The organism is Roseovarius sp. MMSF_3298, from assembly GCF_030733705.1.
In the GTDB taxonomy this organism is placed as follows: Bacteria; Pseudomonadota; Alphaproteobacteria; order Rhodobacterales; family Rhodobacteraceae; genus Roseovarius; species Roseovarius confluentis.
In genome coordinates this window covers 33,057-47,974 of record NZ_JASHIN010000022.1, presented here as the reverse complement: position 1 = coordinate 47,974, position 14,918 = coordinate 33,057, and the positions used below count along the sequence as shown (strand labels likewise).

Below are 14,918 nucleotides of genomic sequence, written 5' to 3'. Positions count from 1 at the left end.
GCAGTCGTGCTTGGCCGTTGCGTGAGCCGGTGCGCCCATGGTCGAGAAGGAGAGGGCGGCGCGCGTCACTTGCGGATCGCCATTGCGTCCGAAGCAGGGGGAGGTTTTCTCGGTGTATTTCTCGCAAGCCGAGAGAAGGCCTGCGGAGGCGCAAAACACGAGGAGGGGTTTTGAACTCATATCACATGTCTCCAGAAATCGGGATTGGCGCGCCAATCGGCGGGCACGCGGGCTTCGCCGGTGGCGCCACCGCCAAGGATGGGGAGAAGGTCTCCGAGCGCTGATAGGTCCGCATCGACGAAGACGCTGTCGCCGGCCGAGCGGACAAGCGCGATGCGCTGGCCGATGGTGGGCTGCACGAGGAGTGTCGCCTCCTTGGCATTAACGCGCAGAAAGTCGTAATCTGAGACCGTGGCGCGATCGTTCGGAAATAAGATCTGGGTCGGTACCGTCTCGACGATGGTCTTGCCGACGCGGGAATCCCGCAGCTGGCTCGGATATTGCGTCATCATGATCACGACGCAATTCATCTTGCGAAGCGTCACCAACCAGTTTTCCAGCCGCCCCCCGAAATACGGATCGTCCAGGAGCTTCCAGGCTTCGTCGAGCACGATGATCGTGGGGCGGCGGTCTTCGACCACGCGTTCGATCTGGCGGAAGATGTAGGAGAGTACGGCCATCCGCTCGGTGCTCATGTCGAGGATTTCGGTCATATCAAACCCGACGATATCGCCCGTGAGCTTGAGTCCCGCGCCTCGCTCGGGCTCGTCGAAGACCCAACCGTAGCGCCCACCCGGCGCCCATTCGGCGACGCGGCTTTGCAACTCGCCATCGTCATCGAGCGACTGGAACAGAGTCTCGAAACTGACAAAGCGTTGCAGGCCTGCCCCCGCGTCGGCGTTCTGGCCGACCGCGCTCTGGATATGGCGCGATTGCTCGCCCGAGAGCGTGCCGTTGCGCGTGAGAAGGGTCGCAAGCCAGTCCGAGAGCCAGGCACGGCCGCGCTCGTCGGTCTCGGTGGCGAGCGGGTTCAGCCCCGTGGGAACACCGGCCCGGATCTCGTTATAGCGCCCGCCAAGGGCGCGGACCGCCATTTCGAGACCGCGATCCTTGTCGAAGAAAAAAAGCCGTGCGCCGACCCTCTGCGCCTGGGCCGCAAGGAAGGCGGTGGTCAGCGTCTTGCCGGTGCCGGTACGCCCCAGAACCAGCGTATGGCCAACCGTGGGCTCCTTGCCCGGGTTGCCCGCCTCATGGAAATTGAAGCGATAGCCCGCGGTGCCGACCGTCGGCAGGACCGAGATGGTCTGGCCCCAGGGCGACTGGTCCGGCCCACGTCCCTCGACGCTGCCTTGAAGCGCCGCGAAATCAGCGAAGTTGGTCGAGGAGATCGGTGTCTTCCGCGCCCGGTAGCCGAAATTGCCGGGGGATTGCGCGAAGTATGTGGCTTTCAGCGCCATGTTTTCGCGCACGATGACCGACATGATCTCCTGGCCGACACGCTTGATCTGGGCGGCGGCGCGCTCGAGCGTGTCACGGTCGGGCGCATAGACGGCGATGGAGAGGTGATGATCGCCAAAGGCGATGCGGCCTGCCTCCTGGTCGTCGGCGGCTTGTCCCAGCTGTTCCCGCAAGGAGACGGCGGCATCGTCGGACGCCTGCATCTGCCGGATGATCCGCTGGATGCGCTCCGCCATGATGTTGTTCGGGATCGGGCTGAAGGAATTCGTCAGCACGATATCGAGGGGCAGGTCGAGTGCGTCGAGCAGCGTCACATCGGTCAATGCCGGATAGGTCTTCATGGAAAAGAGCGCGCCGTATTTGACGTGGCCGGTCACGGCGTCGGTCAGGGTGACGACATCGCCATCAAAGGTGGCGCGGCAATTGCTCAAGGTATGTGAGAGGGGCAGGGCGCTTTGCCCGAACGCAATGGGGGAGAATGTCCCAGCGTTCAGCGTGTTGAGATAGCCCAGCCATTCACCGCCCCTGCGGGTCAGCCGGACGGGATTGGCGGAGGAGAGCGCCACCTCGAAGAAGCCCATGACCTCGTTCAGCTCCTGCAGGCGCGTCGCGCGATCCTTGACCCAGGCCTTGCGGGCCAGCGCCCGCAAGAGCGGAATGCGCGCCGAAATATCAGGCCGCCGGATGACGCTGAGATAGAGTTGGCGCTTGGCCGGGCGCAGGTCTTTGACATGGGCTTGCCAGCGGGCATCGATTGCGGCGGCAAAGCTGTCCCCCTCGATGGGGCGCATCCCAAGATCCTGCGGCACGGAGATGCGGTGGATGTAGAAGCCGAAGGCGTTGCCGGTCTGGGCGACGATGGCGGCGACCGCGCGCTTGAGCGCGTCGAGCCGGGCGTCCTCAGTGGTCATCGGATTGAGTCCGTCGAGGCGCAGGGTCGCCAGGAGATCGCCCTCGCGCAAGATCATGACATCTTCATCGGCGAGCGCGAAATACGGCAAATGCTCCGCGAGATAGCTCTCCCGGGCGAACTCCCCGCCGCCGGCCTGAAGCAGAGCGGTTCCGTGAGCGGAAAGTGTGCCCGCATCAAGCGCCAAAGCTGTCGCCTCCATGCAGAGCCCGGTTCTTCGTCGGGCGCACCACGCCGTAGGAGACCCGCAGCACCTCGAAGAAATGCGGCTCGCGGTCGGCGACGAACCAGAGGATCGGATAGGCGACGAGACCAATCAGGAAGAAGACCATGGACTTCGTCCAGATGAACGGCAGAACGACCCCGGTCGCCAGCACCACTAGGTATCCGACAGGGAGACCCAGATACTTGGGCGGTCGGGCGAGGCCCAGAAAGAGGGGGGATCGTTCTGCCACTGCTCTACTCGGTTCTCAGGAGAAGCCGTCAACGATGGTGCCAGCCGAGAAGATCAGCACGATCCCGATGATGACCGAGGCGAACCAGCCCCAGTTCAGCCGCCCCATCATGCACATGAAGCCGGTGCCGATGACCGCGAGCGTCGCAACCGCGATCCCGATCGGACCGGTCAGCGCGGCCTCGACGGTTTCCAGCATGGTCTGGATCGGTGACAAGTCCTGCGCGAGGACGGGCGTTGCGAAAGCCGTCAAGGTTGTGGCGATGGGCAAGAGGCGGCTGAGGCGATGTCGAAGCATGCGAAGTTCCCTTGTTCTGCTGAAGTTCGATGAGGACCGGCGCGCGGGCTGGCACCCGGTCTGCGACGCGGGTGTCCGGGGCGGAAACGGATGTGCCTGCCAGCCGGGACCGGATCCGATGGATGCGTGCGATGTAGTCGCGGGTCTCGGTGAAAGGCGGGATGCCGGAGTACTCGACCACGCGGTGCGGCCCGGCATTATAGGCTGCGAGCGCCAGGTCGATGTCCTTGAACGTGGCAAGCTGGGCGAGCAGGTAGCGCGCGGCGCCGTCGAGGTTCTGGGAGGGATCGCGCGGGTCGACCCCGAGTGCGCGCGCCGTGTCCGGCATCAGCTGGCCGAGACCATAGGCGCCCTTGGGGCTCACGGCGGTCGGGTTGTAGCTGCTTTCGGCCTCGACCAGAGCGCGGAACAGGATCTGCCAGTCCTGCGCGTCGAGACCGACGCGACCCAAGGCACGATTGCCCGCATGGCGCTCTGCGGTGGTGCGGATCAGCGCGAGAATGTCGTCGCGACTGGAAGGCGGCGTGGCGGCCAGCGAGGCCAGAACGACTTCGGCCTCAGCGCTATCATCCAGCCCTGCCCAGGCAGGTCGTTCGCCATGAAAGGTCCAGCTAGAAGTCCGGGCCGTGCCATCGCGGCCGAAGGCGATGACGTCAGCCGCGCTCCTCGAGGGTGATGCTGTAGTCAGGACCAAAGCGCAGATCGCGCCCGTCACCGAACTCGAGATGATGTTTGAAGAGCCCCGGCCATATGTTGAAATACCGCGGCTCGGGCCCGTGCGGGGTGATCCGGGTCGAGACCAGAATGGCTTCCGGCTCGCCCTCGCGCAGGTAGATGCACTGGTAGCGCGGCTTGCCATCTTCCGTGAACCCCACGAGTTCATACCGGCAGCGAAACGCTATGCCCTGTTCGGACAGGTCTTTGACACCATCGATGGTGATCAGGATCTGGTTGCGCGCTATCGGCATGTTCGGACTCTCCCCACGAGAGCCCTTCTACTTCACGACACTAAGGCCATAAAGTCATATGGAGTCAATACAACATATTGCAGAAAAATACATATTGCACGATAGTTGCCGCAACTTTTGCGGGAGAACGACATGAAACGACAGGCGATGGCAGCTGCAATGGGAGTGATGGCGGTGTTCGGAGCCCCTGAGAAGGCGCAGGCCTATGACATCGACTGCGCCATCATGCTCTGTATGGCGGGAGGGTTCCCCCCGAGCGCTGTCTGCGCACGCGCATACCGCACCATGATCCGCCGCATCACGCCCTGGCCGAGCCTGCCGCCCTTCGGGGTCTGCACCTTTGCCCATGTGCCGGTCGAGTTGGGCGGGCCCGGCGGCGAGGGCGAGCTCGACACCAATCTGCCGGAATACGAATGGCTGAACCGCACTCATGTGATCTGGTTCACCGGGCGCTCCTACGAGCCGCGTGACGAGCCGCGACAATGGGATTGGTCGGTTCGGTCCTGCGATCGCGAGAACCGGACCTGTCGCTACATTCAGCGCGTCCACGGTTCCTACACGCCTTGGCCCGCGACATTCATCTCGGAAAGCGGTCAGGAGATCGCCTACCCAAGCGGTGGTGGCCTATGGCACTTTTATTCGCGCAGCATCATGGTCGAATACGGCGACCACGAGGGCAACATGGGCCACTCGGAGTGGTTTTCCTACTGATCCGAACGGCCCGATGCCTTCAGGGCGACTGGGCGAAGCTCGGCCAGACAAGCATCAAAGCGTTCCGGATCAACATGCCAACGGCGGCTCACCGAACAATCATTCCAACGGTAATCGGTGAACAGGTGGATCTCCTGTGTACCGTCGTTCAGAAACCCTTCCTGGAAAGGCCAGCCTGTCTTCTTCTTACCCATTGAACTCACTACGCTCCATTTGACTACCTCGTGAGACGTTCCGATCCAGGACGCATCAGGGGCTGGCAAATACTGGCTAGCGTTTTGTGAAAAGCTCTTCGGGATCGACATTGAGCGCTTTGGCGATACGTTCGAGAAGGTCGAGGGAGGCCGCAAATTTGGCGTTCTCGACCTTGCCCATATGGCCGCGGCTCACGTCGGCCCGATGAGCAAGCTCCTCCTGGCTGAGGCCGCGGGCGCGTCTCAATTCCTGGATGTTCAGTGCTACACGGTCCCGCAAGTTCATGCCCGCGAAACGGACACGGTGCGCGAAATATCGCCACGCGATATATGTTACATTCGGAGGCGCAGAGAACAATTCTTGGAACGGCGCGAGGTCGCCGGAATGGGATGCCTGCCGATATGCAGGTCACGGGATGTTCAGTCTCGCAAGCATTCTGGGCCGTTCAATTGTTCTTTCGCAAAAGGGCGGCACCGGCAATACCGGTGCCGCCAGTCGGTCGTCTACAGGGAGGTTGTAGAGGACGAATTCTACAGGGAAACTTGGGGTTGGTAAGAAAAGTAGTTGTGACACCCTTGAAGCCAAAAATTTATTTCGTTTGTAAGCACCCTTATTCCGATATGTGCTATGATGAAGTGCACTGGTCAGTGCAATTTGAGCCGAGGTCTGACGCGTCTCATCGCCTTGCCCAAGGCAGTCAGAACGACTGCGCGAAGCCAGCCCTGTACAGAACTCAAGTGCTGAAAGTGCAGGTATTTGTAGGCGCGACGTGCGAGCCATCCTTCGAAGGTAACGGTTCCGATTGCCTTTCCCATGAGAGCCGCAACCGCCCCTTCCTGACTGATCGCCACCAATGAGCCGCGATCAATATAGTGGAAATTCCGCAGAGGCGTACCGGCAAGATGCGCGGTGAGTTGCGTCTCAAGAAACTCGGCTTGCTGGGTTGCGACCTGTGCACGTGGCGGCAGAAATCCGTCCTTCTCAGGCCAGACGCATTCGGCACAATCGCCAATCACATAAATCTTTTCGTCATGCGTAGATTGCAGGGTAGGGCGTACCTTCAGCCGGCCAAGGCTACCGGTTTCAAGCGTCGAAAGCGTGCCGACGACCTCGGGTGCTATGATGCCGGCTGCCCAGATTGTCAGGGTTGTTGGAAGAATCGTTCCGTCAGCTAGGTGAACTTCTTGCGAGGTCACATGCTGGACGCGCGCATTGACCGAAACCGCAACCGAAAGTTCACCAAGATGTCGTGTGACTTTCTTCGAAACCTTTTCCGGAAGGGCAGCAAGAACTCTTGGGGCCGCTTCGATGATGCGAATGTGAACAATTCCGGGATCTCTCAGGCGGTCTATACCGCTATGCGCAAGCTGCTCGGTTGCTTCGCGCAGCTCGGCGGCCAGCTCCACACCGGTTGCCCCGCCGCCGACGATATTGATATTGATCGTACTGTGGTCTTTGCCCAAGGCACCTGTTTCGAGCCGCAGGAACAGGTTCAGTAGCTCAGATTGTAACCGTTTTGCCTGAGTTGGCGTGTCGAGCATCAGGCAATGTTCTTTGATCCCCGGTGTCCTGAAGTCGTTCGAGCGGCTGCCGATGGCCAGCACCAAGATATCGTAGGGCAGGGATCTGAGCGGCGCGAGAGGTCGGTTGTGCAGATCGTTGACAGGGTCAAGCTGCACCATGCACCGGTCCCGATCGATGCCCGCGAACCGCCCAAGGCGGAAATTGTAGCGATTTCGATGCGAATGCTCGAGCAGGCTGATTTCCTCGTCGCTTCCTTTTGTTCCGACAGCATATTCATGCAGCGAGGGTTTCCACAGGTGAGTCAGGTTTTCGTCGACAAGCGTGATTTCGGCGACTTTTTTCCTGCCGAGCGATCGGCTTAGCCTAGTGGCCAGGTTTAGTCCCGCAGCCCCTGCACCGACGATTACGATCCGTGGCGGGTTCGCCTTGCTAAGTGTCATATTCCAAGTGCCTTGTAGATCTCTGCAAGCCGCCTTACGGCAATGACGTAGGCCGCAGTGCGCAGGTCGGGGATTTCAGGATTGCTGTTCCAAAGCATCGACATCTCGGCGTAGGCAGACCGGATCTTGTCGTCGAGCCCGGAGCGAACAAGGTCAATTTCGCGCGCGCCGCTCATAAGTTCTTGGGCCGTTTCAGTAGGGAAGCTGCGGCCTGTCATATGTTCGATCGATTGGGTCAGCACCCTGTGACCGCGTTCGTCACGACGCCGTTCCATAAGGCCAAAGGGGATGTGGGTCAGGTTCTTGACCCACTCGAAATAGCTTACCGTGACACCGCCTGCGTTGGCGAAGAGATCGGGGATAACCACGATGCCTCGATTGCGCAGAATTGTGTTGGCATCATAGGTGATCGGGCCATTGGCTGCCTCGACAATCAGGCGCGCTTTTACATGAGGCGCATTGTCTTTGGTAATGACGCTTTCGAGCGCGGCGGGGATCAGGATATCGCAGGCGTCTGTCAGTGCGGCTTTGCCGTCTGCATCATGTGTCCCGCCAGCAAAGCCCGCCACGCCCCCCGTGGCCGTGACATGCGCCTTGAGAGCGTCGATATCGAGGCCGTCGGGATTGCGGACGACGCCATCGCGTTCGATCACCGCGATGATGCGGCAGCCATCCTCAAGACTGAGGAATTTGGCCGCGTGATACCCCACGTTGCCAAGGCCTTGGATCACGACCGTGCGATCCGAAAGCCCGTCGGGCAGCCTCGTGCGCTCCAGGTCCTGGGGATGGCGGAAGAATTCCTGAATGCCATATTGCACCCCACGTCCCGTTGCTTCGATCCGCCCCTCAATCCCACCCATGGCTAGCGGCTTTCCGGTGACGCAGGCGAGCGCGTTGATATCGCCGGACTTCATCCGGCGGTATTCGTCGGCGATCCAGATCATCGTTGTCTCATTGGTGCCGACATCGGGCGCGGGGACGTTTTGGCTGGGACTAAGAAAGTCGTGGCGTGCGAGCTCTTGCGCAAAGCGGCGGGTGATCCGCTCAAGCTCATGGGGCTCCCATTCGGAGGGATCGATTTTCAGCGCACCCTTTGAGCCGCCAAAGGGGATGTCCATCAGCGCGCATTTGTAGGTCATCAAAGCGGCCAGCGCTTCGACCTCATCGAGATCGGCATAGGGCGCATAGCGAATGCCGCCTTTGGCAGGGCTTGGGTGGTTCGAATGCACCGAACGCCACCCCTCGAATGTGTACATCTTCCCGCGCAGCCGTACGCCGAACCGGGTAATATAAGAGGCGTTGCAGACGTTGATTTTATTCGCCAGACCCTCCTCCATGGACATCAGCTGTGCGGCGTCCGAGAACATTTGGTTCACGTCATTTAAAAAAGAATGGTCGGAGGACATGTGTTGAGTTTCCGGGAATGGGGAAAGGGTTTGGGACGATGGCAGGAGGACCACCGTCCCAGAGATTGGGCGGACTAGGAGATTCCGCCCAAACAGACGTTTTTCAGTTCCAGGAAGTCTTCGACCCCGTATTTGGAGCCTTCGCGGCCCAAACCGGATTGCTTGATGCCACCAAAGGGCGCCACCTCGGTCGAGATCAGGCCAGTGTTCACTCCGACCATGCCCGACTCCAGCGCCTCGGCAACGCGCCAGACGCGGGAAAGGTCGTTGGCGTAGAAGTAGGACGCCAGACCGAACTCGCTGTCATTGGCCATATCGATGACCTCCGCTTCGGTGTCGAAGCGCACCAGCGCCGCAAGCGGGCCAAAGGTTTCCTCGTGGCAGATCAGCATGTCGCGGGTCACACCCTTGAGAACCGTCGGCGCAAAGAAGGTGCCGCCGGTGTTGGAGCGGTTGCCGCCGGTCGTCACCTCGGCCCCTTTGTCCAAAGCGTCAGCGATATGCGTTTCGACCTTGGCAACCGCGGCTTCGTTGATCAGCGGACCGGTGGTCACACCTTCTTCAAAGCCGTTGCCGACATGCAATTGGCGCACGGCCTCTTTCAGCTTTTCGGCAAAGGCATCGTAGATACCGGATTGCACATAGATCCGGTTGGCGCAGACGCAGGTCTGGCCGTTGTTGCGGAACTTGGCGATCATCGCGCCTTCGACGGCGGCGTCCAGACCGGCGTCGTCAAAGACGATGAAAGGCGCGTTGCCTCCGAGCTCCAGCGACATCTTCTTGATGGTGCCGGCGGCCTGTTCCATCAGGATCTTGCCGACGCGGGTCGACCCGGTGAAGGTGATCTTGCGCACCTTGGGGTTGGAGCAGAGTTCTTTCCCCACGCCCGAGGCATCGGTGGACGGGATCACGTTGAACACCCCCGCCGGAATGCCCGCGCGTTCGCCCAGCACCGCCATGGCCAGCGCCGACAAGGGCGTCAATTCGGCCGGACGGGCGACAAAGGTGCAGCCGGCGGCGAGTGCGGGGCCGACCTTGCGCGCGATCATCGCATTGGGGAAGTTCCAGGGCGTGATCGACCCAACAACCCCCACGGGCTGTTTCAGCACCATGATCCGCTTGTCGCGCTGGTGGCCGGGAATGACATCGCCATAGATCCGCTTGGCCTCTTCCGCGAACCATTCGATGAAAGAGGCCCCATAAAGGATTTCGCCCCGTGCCTCGGCCCAGGGTTTGCCCATCTCGGCAGTCAGGATCGTCGCCAGATCGTCTGCGTTCTCGATCATCAGATCGTTCCAGCGGCGCAGGATCGCGGCGCGTTCCTTGCCAGTCATCGCCGCCCAGTTGTGGCCTGCGGCATGGGCGGCATCCACCGCCCGCGCCGTTGCGGCCACGTCCAGATCCGCGACCGAAGCCACAAGCTGCCCGGTGGCGGGATCGAAGACATCAAAGCGCGCCTCGCCCTCGATCCAGGTGCCGTTCACATAGGCGCGGGTTTCCAGAAGGCTCGGGTCCTTCAGGGACAGGGTCATCATATCCTTCATCTCAGGCCCCTTTCACGGCGTCGATCGAGGCCTCAAGAATGTCCAGCGCCTCGGAAAAGATCGCGTCGGGAATGGTCAGCGGCGCAAGGAATCGGATCACGTTGCCATAGATACCGCAGGTCAGCAGGACGAGCCCGCGGGACAGCGCCTCGGCCCGGATGGCATTGGTCATCTCGGGGTTCGGGGCCTTGCCGTCGGCGGTGTTGAACTCGGCCGCGATCATGAAGCCGGGGCCGCGCACGTCGACCATTTCCGGTACACGCGACCGGATCGCATTCAGACGCTGTTTCAGGCGCGATCCCAGTTCGTTGGCGCGGTTGCAGAGGTCTTCTTCTTCGATCACATCCAGCACCGCATGGGCTGCGGCGATCCCCAGCGGGTTCCCGCCATAGGTGCCGCCCAGACCGCCGGGCGCGGCGGCGTCCATGATCTCGGCCCGGCCGGTCAGCGCGGCCAGCGGCAGACCCCCGGCCAGACCCTTGGCCATAGTGGTGATATCGGCGGCGACGTCATAGGCCTCCATCGCAAAGAGCGTTCCGGTCCGGGCGAACCCGGTCTGAACCTCATCCGCGATCAGCAGGATGCCGTGGGTGTCGCACAGTTTACGCAGCCCGCGCATCAGATCGGCGGGGGCGGGATAGAAGCCGCCTTCGCCCTGAACGGGTTCCAGAATGATCGCGGCCACGCGGTCGGGATCCAGGTCGGCCTTGAAGAGCTTTTCGATCCCCGCCAGCGCATCGGCGGTTGCGATGCCGTGCAATTCGACGGGGAAGGGCACGTGGAAGACGTCGGGCATCATCGCGCCAAACCCCTTCTTGTAGGGTGCGACCTTGCCAGTCAGGCTCATCCCCATGAAGGTCCGGCCGTGGAAGCCGCCGCCAAAGGCGATGACGGCGTTGCGCCCGGTGGCGGAGCGGGCGACCTTGATGGCGTTCTCGACCGCCTCGGCCCCGGTGGTGACAAAGACGGTCTTCTTGTCGAAACCGCCAGGCACCTTATCGTTCAGCCGTTCGGCCAGCCGGATGTAGTTCTCGTAAGGCAGCACCTGATGGCAGGTATGGGTGAAAGATTCCGTCTGGCGGCGCACGGCCTCCATCACCTTGGGATGGCAATGGCCGGTGTTGACCACGGCGATCCCGGCGGCGAAGTCGATATAACGCTTGCCTTCGACGTCCCAGACCTCGGCCCCGGAGGCGCGTTCGACATAGACCTGCGTCTGCATGCCGACACCCCGAGAGATGGCGTCATCGCGGCGGGTGGAGATTTCAGAGTTAAGCATTTTGATGACCCTTTTTTTTGCATGAACAGTGAACGCTCTGTTCCCCGACCGCATCGTTGCGTTCTTTAGGAATCAGAGGTCGTGAAGGGGACGTTGACGTGCTGGTTCTGGCCTTAACCCATTCTCTCACTTGCGTAGGTTCCAGGAGAGGCAGGAAAGACCACCGTCTTGTCGCCGTTTAGGAACGCTCGACGGTGAATGTGGGCATGAACCGCGCGTGCAAGCACCTGGCTTTCTACATCACGGCCTAGCGAGACATAGTCGTCGGGCGATTGCGCATGAGTTACGCGAATCGTGTCTTGCTCGATGATCGGGCCTTCATCCAATTCGGCGGTCACGTAATGCGACGTTGCTCCGATCAGTTTCACTCCGCGTTCAAAGGCTTGTCTATAGGGGTTAGCCCCCTTGAAGCTGGGCAGGAACGAATGGTGGATGTTGATGATCCGACCAGACATTTTCTGGCAAAGGCTGTCGGATAGGATTTGCATGTACCGCGCAAGGACGACCAGTTCAGCACCGGAATCTTCAACAACCTGCAAAAGCTGTGCTTCAGCTTCGGGCTTGTTGCTTTTTGTGACCTTGATGTGATGAAAAGGCAGATCGTGGTTCACCACCACTTTCTGGTAGGTCATGTGGTTCGAGACGACACCGACAATTTCGATCGGGAGGGCTCCGATGCGCCAGCGGTAGAGAAGATCGTTCAGGCAATGGCCGAAGTTCGAGACCATGATCAAGACTTTCATGCGGTCTGCGGTGTCGTGGATGCCCCATTGCATGCCGAAGGCCTCGCCGATCGGGCCGAACCCTTCTCGCAAGGCGTCAAGCCCTGTGCCGGTTTCCGGGACAAAACTGATCCGGGCAAAGAAGCTTCCGGTTTCGGCATCGTCGAATTGTGACGCGTCAGTGATATTGCATTCCTGCTCGGCGAGGAAACCGGACACGGCGGCCACGATACCCCGCTTCGAGGTGCAGTGGACAGTAAGGACGTAGGTCATGAGTTTTGTTCTTTCCTATCAATCACAGCGCTCAGACCGCGAGATCGCGTGGTCTGGGCAGCCCCTTCTGGTCGCAGAAGGCATTGAGCGTGTTGGCCAGAAGGCAGGCGATGGTCATCGGACCGACGCCGCCCGGCACCGGCGTAATGGCACCAGCCACCTCTGCGCAGCTGTCAAAGTGGCAATCGCCCACGAGGCGTGCCTTGCCCTCACCCTTCCCGGGGGCGTCGATACGGTTGATGCCCACGTCGATTACCGTAGTGCCTGGTTTGATCCAGTCACCCTTCACCATCTCCGGGCGGCCCACGGCGACCACCACTATGTCGGCACGCTTGACCACCGTCTCGATGTTCTTCGTTCGCGAATGTGCGATTGTCACGGTACAGCTGTCCTTGAGCAACAGCTGCGCCATGGGCTTGCCGACTATGTTTGAGCGGCCGATCACGACGGCATCAAGCCCAGACAGGCTGCCGTGGTAATCGCGTAGCATCATCAGGCAACCAAGCGGGGTGCAGGGGACCATGCTTTTTTGGCCCGTCCCCAGCAGACCGACGTTGGAGATATGAAACCCGTCCACATCTTTCGCGGGGTCGATCGCGTTGATCACCTGATTCTCGTCGAGATGTGCGGGAAGCGGAAGCTGCACCAGGATCCCGTGAATGGTTTCGTCCCTGTTCAGTTCGGCGAGGAGCCCAAGCAGATCGGCCTCGGACACGTCGGCCGGCAGCCTGTGTTCGACCGACTTCATTCCGACCTCGACGGTCATCTTGCCCTTCGAACGCACATAGACCTCGCTCGCGGGGTCCGCGCCGACGAGAACCACGGCCAGTCCCGGCTGGCCATGGGCGGCAAGGGCGGCAACCTGTTCCGCCACCCGGGAGCGAACGGTTGCGGCGAAAGCCTTTCCGTCGATGCTCCGGGCGCTCATGTCAGCTTCTCTATCATCATCGGCACAGCGTCGAACAGGTCGGCAACAAGACCGTAATCGGCCACCTGGAAGATCGGGGCCTCTTCGTCCTTGTTGATCGCGACGATGATCTTGGAGTCCTTCATCCCGGCGAGGTGCTGGATCGCGCCGGAGATGCCGACGGCGATATACAGCTCGGGGGCGACGACCTTGCCGGTCTGGCCCACCTGCCAGTCATTCGGGGCAAAGCCGCTGTCGACCGCGGCGCGCGAGGCACCTACGGCGGCGCCCAGCTTGTCGGCCAGCTTTTCGATCAGGGCGAAATCCGCTTCCGAGCCCACGCCACGCCCACCGGACACGACGATACCGGCGCTGGTCAGCTCGGGGCGGTCGCTTTCGGCAACCTTGTCTTCGACCCATTCGGACAGGCCCGGATCGCCGGCGGCACCGATGGTCTCCACGGCCGCGGACCCGCCGGTCGCGGCAGCGTCAAAGGTCGAGGTGCGGAAGGTAATGACCTTCTTGGCATCTTTCGACTTCACGGTCTGGATCGCGTTACCGGCATAGATCGGGCGCTCGAACGTGTCGCCATCGACAACGGCGGAGGCATCCGAGATCACCATCACATCCAGCAGCGCGGCAACGCGCGGCATGACGTTCTTGGCATCGGTCGTGGCCGGGGCAACGATATGGTCATAACCATCGGCCAGGCTGACGATGAGCGCTGCGGTGGATTCGGCCAGGCGATGACCCAGCGCCGCATCCTCGGCGACCAGCACCTTGGCAACACCGTCAATGGTTGCAGCGGCCTCGCCCGCGGCGGCGGCGGTGGCGCCAGCGCAGAGGACGGTCACATCGCCCAGGGCTTTGGCGGCGGTCACGGCCTTGGCGGTGGCATCCATCGCCAGTTCGCCATTATTGACTTCGGCAAGCAGGAGAACAGCCATTACACGACCCCCTTTTCTTTGAGTTTGGCAACCAGCGTATCGACGTCGGCAACGATTTCCCCGGCCTGACGGGCCTCGGGTTCGCTGGTCGAAACGATTTCAAGGCGCGGGTGCACATCGACGCCGTAATCGTCGGCGGTCTTCTCATCCAGCGGCTTCTTCTTGGCCTTCATGATGTTCGGGAGCGATGCATAGCGCGGCTCGTTCAGGCGCAGATCCACGGTCACGATGGCGGGCATCTTGACCTTGATCGTCTGCAAGCCGCCATCCACTTCGCGGGTCACGGTAGCGCTGTCGCCGTCGATATCCACGGCCGAGGCAAAGGTCGCCTGGGACCAGCCCAGCAGCGCCGAAAGCATCTGCCCGGTGGCGTTCATGTCGTTGTCGATGGCCTGTTTCCCGGCCAGCACGAGGCCCGGCTGTTCCTCTTCGACGACCTTGGCAAGGATCTTGGCCACGGCCAGCGGCTCGATATCCGTATGCACGTCATCGGCGGCGAGAACCAGAATCGCGCGGTCTGCGCCCATGGCCAGCGCCGTGCGCAGGGTTTCCTGCGCCTGCTTCACGCCAATCGAAACGGCCACGACCTCGTCGACCTTGCCGGCCTCCTTCAGGCGGATTGCCTCTTCCACGGCGATCTCGTCGAACGGGTTCATCGACATTTTGACATTGGCGAGATCGACACCGCTCCCGTCCGCTTTCACACGGACTTTCACGTTGTAGTCGATCACGCGCTTCACGGGCACGAGCACCTTCATGGGCGATAATCTCCATTTGATCCTGCGGACCTGTTGATCCTGCGGACCTGTTGATCCTGCAGACCTGATTTTTCGCACCATGAGTTTCTAAAAGTGAAAAATCAAGTACAAAAGTTCACCAGCG

At 61.2% G+C, this 14,918-nt stretch carries 15 protein-coding genes and 1 pseudogene; 1 reads left to right on the top strand and 15 read right to left on the bottom strand.

Features of this window, described 5'->3' with window-relative positions; genetic code table 11:
* Nucleotides 1-176 precede the first annotated feature (176 nt).
* From RBB18_RS17470 to RBB18_RS17450, 5 genes and pseudogenes are all read right to left on the bottom strand, one after another.
* The gene (locus RBB18_RS17470) at nt 177-2,570 is read right to left on the bottom strand and encodes a type IV secretion system protein B4 (protein WP_306111767.1); all 2,394 of its coding nucleotides are present in this window, start codon (nt 2,568-2,570) and stop codon (nt 177-179) included.
* Entirely contained in the window at nt 2,545-2,823 is a 279-nt protein-coding gene (locus RBB18_RS17465) for a type IV secretion system protein VirB3 (protein ID WP_306111766.1), read from the bottom strand. The genes RBB18_RS17470 and RBB18_RS17465 overlap by 26 nt, the downstream gene beginning before the upstream one ends.
* Nucleotides 2,824-2,838: 15 nt before the next feature.
* On the bottom strand, nt 2,839-3,120 hold the full coding sequence (locus RBB18_RS17460; RefSeq protein WP_306111765.1) for a TrbC/VirB2 family protein: 282 nt from the start codon (nt 3,118-3,120) through the stop codon (nt 2,839-2,841).
* A gap of 220 nt (nt 3,121-3,340) precedes the next feature.
* Nucleotides 3,341-3,484: pseudogene (locus RBB18_RS17455) on the bottom strand (lytic transglycosylase domain-containing protein); the annotation flags it as partial.
* Nucleotides 3,485-3,773: 289 nt separating this feature from the next.
* Nucleotides 3,774-4,088 (bottom strand): hypothetical protein, encoded by a 315-nt coding sequence (locus tag RBB18_RS17450; protein ID WP_306111764.1) that lies wholly within the window; start codon nt 4,086-4,088, stop codon nt 3,774-3,776.
* A gap of 132 nt (nt 4,089-4,220) precedes the next feature.
* On the opposite strand from RBB18_RS17450, the gene RBB18_RS17445 reads away from it, so the two are divergent.
* Entirely contained in the window at nt 4,221-4,799 is a 579-nt protein-coding gene (locus RBB18_RS17445) for a hypothetical protein (protein WP_306111763.1), read from the top strand.
* On the opposite strand, the gene RBB18_RS17440 is transcribed toward RBB18_RS17445, so the two are convergent.
* The 10 genes from RBB18_RS17440 to RBB18_RS17395 form a co-directional block, all read right to left on the bottom strand.
* The gene (locus tag RBB18_RS17440; protein ID WP_306111762.1) at nt 4,793-4,993 is read right to left on the bottom strand and encodes a hypothetical protein; all 201 of its coding nucleotides are present in this window, start codon (nt 4,991-4,993) and stop codon (nt 4,793-4,795) included. The genes RBB18_RS17445 and RBB18_RS17440 overlap by 7 nt on opposite strands.
* Before the next feature lie 76 nt (nt 4,994-5,069).
* Entirely contained in the window at nt 5,070-5,279 is a 210-nt protein-coding gene (locus RBB18_RS17435) for a helix-turn-helix domain-containing protein (RefSeq protein WP_284376377.1), read from the bottom strand.
* A gap of 359 nt (nt 5,280-5,638) precedes the next feature.
* Nucleotides 5,639-6,958 (bottom strand): NAD(P)/FAD-dependent oxidoreductase, encoded by a 1,320-nt coding sequence (locus RBB18_RS17430; RefSeq protein ID WP_306111761.1) that lies wholly within the window; start codon nt 6,956-6,958, stop codon nt 5,639-5,641.
* Entirely contained in the window at nt 6,955-8,364 is a 1,410-nt protein-coding gene (locus tag RBB18_RS17425; protein WP_306111760.1) for a Glu/Leu/Phe/Val dehydrogenase, read from the bottom strand. Before RBB18_RS17425 ends, RBB18_RS17430 begins: the two co-directional genes overlap by 4 nt.
* Nucleotides 8,365-8,438: 74 nt before the next feature.
* On the bottom strand, nt 8,439-9,899 hold the full coding sequence (locus RBB18_RS17420) for an NAD-dependent succinate-semialdehyde dehydrogenase (protein ID WP_371931676.1): 1,461 nt from the start codon (nt 9,897-9,899) through the stop codon (nt 8,439-8,441).
* Nucleotides 9,900-9,909: 10 nt separating this feature from the next.
* Nucleotides 9,910-11,187, bottom strand: a complete 1,278-nt coding sequence (locus RBB18_RS17415) for a 4-aminobutyrate--2-oxoglutarate transaminase (RefSeq protein ID WP_065331526.1) — start codon at nt 11,185-11,187, stop codon at nt 9,910-9,912.
* A gap of 113 nt (nt 11,188-11,300) precedes the next feature.
* On the bottom strand, nt 11,301-12,182 hold the full coding sequence (purU, locus tag RBB18_RS17410; protein WP_306111758.1) for a formyltetrahydrofolate deformylase: 882 nt from the start codon (nt 12,180-12,182) through the stop codon (nt 11,301-11,303).
* Between the two features lie 31 nt (nt 12,183-12,213).
* The gene (folD, locus tag RBB18_RS17405) at nt 12,214-13,110 is read right to left on the bottom strand and encodes a bifunctional methylenetetrahydrofolate dehydrogenase/methenyltetrahydrofolate cyclohydrolase FolD (protein ID WP_065331524.1); all 897 of its coding nucleotides are present in this window, start codon (nt 13,108-13,110) and stop codon (nt 12,214-12,216) included.
* On the bottom strand, nt 13,107-14,036 hold the full coding sequence (locus tag RBB18_RS17400; RefSeq protein ID WP_306111757.1) for an electron transfer flavoprotein subunit alpha/FixB family protein: 930 nt from the start codon (nt 14,034-14,036) through the stop codon (nt 13,107-13,109). The genes folD and RBB18_RS17400 overlap by 4 nt, the downstream gene beginning before the upstream one ends.
* Nucleotides 14,036-14,794, bottom strand: a complete 759-nt coding sequence (locus tag RBB18_RS17395) for an electron transfer flavoprotein subunit beta/FixA family protein (RefSeq protein WP_306111756.1) — start codon at nt 14,792-14,794, stop codon at nt 14,036-14,038. Before RBB18_RS17395 ends, RBB18_RS17400 begins: the two co-directional genes overlap by 1 nt.
* Between the last annotated feature and the right edge of the window lie 124 nt (nt 14,795-14,918).

Excerpts from the sequence above, each read along its gene's own strand:
- RBB18_RS17435 (WP_284376377.1), bottom strand. The coding sequence starts at position 5,279 with ATGAACTTGCGGGACCGTGTAGCACTGAACATCCAGGAATTGAGACGC.
- RBB18_RS17395 (WP_306111756.1), bottom strand. The coding sequence starts at position 14,794 with ATGAAGGTGCTCGTGCCCGTGAAGCGCGTGATCGACTACAACGTGAAA.
- purU (WP_306111758.1), bottom strand. The coding sequence starts at position 12,182 with ATGACCTACGTCCTTACTGTCCACTGCACCTCGAAGCGGGGTATCGTG.
- RBB18_RS17440 (WP_306111762.1), bottom strand. The coding sequence starts at position 4,993 with ATGGGTAAGAAGAAGACAGGCTGGCCTTTCCAGGAAGGGTTTCTGAAC.
- RBB18_RS17415 (WP_065331526.1), bottom strand. The coding sequence starts at position 11,187 with ATGCTTAACTCTGAAATCTCCACCCGCCGCGATGACGCCATCTCTCGG.
- RBB18_RS17430 (WP_306111761.1), bottom strand. The coding sequence starts at position 6,958 with ATGACACTTAGCAAGGCGAACCCGCCACGGATCGTAATCGTCGGTGCA.
- RBB18_RS17445 (WP_306111763.1), top strand. The coding sequence starts at position 4,221 with ATGAAACGACAGGCGATGGCAGCTGCAATGGGAGTGATGGCGGTGTTC.
- RBB18_RS17470 (WP_306111767.1), bottom strand. The coding sequence starts at position 2,570 with ATGGAGGCGACAGCTTTGGCGCTTGATGCGGGCACACTTTCCGCTCAC.
- RBB18_RS17425 (WP_306111760.1), bottom strand. The coding sequence starts at position 8,364 with ATGTCCTCCGACCATTCTTTTTTAAATGACGTGAACCAAATGTTCTCG.
- RBB18_RS17450 (WP_306111764.1), bottom strand. The coding sequence starts at position 4,088 with ATGCCGATAGCGCGCAACCAGATCCTGATCACCATCGATGGTGTCAAA.
- folD (WP_065331524.1), bottom strand. The coding sequence starts at position 13,110 with ATGAGCGCCCGGAGCATCGACGGAAAGGCTTTCGCCGCAACCGTTCGC.
- RBB18_RS17400 (WP_306111757.1), bottom strand. The coding sequence starts at position 14,036 with ATGGCTGTTCTCCTGCTTGCCGAAGTCAATAATGGCGAACTGGCGATG.
- RBB18_RS17420 (WP_371931676.1), bottom strand. The coding sequence starts at position 9,899 with ATGATGACCCTGTCCCTGAAGGACCCGAGCCTTCTGGAAACCCGCGCC.
- RBB18_RS17460 (WP_306111765.1), bottom strand. The coding sequence starts at position 3,120 with ATGCTTCGACATCGCCTCAGCCGCCTCTTGCCCATCGCCACAACCTTG.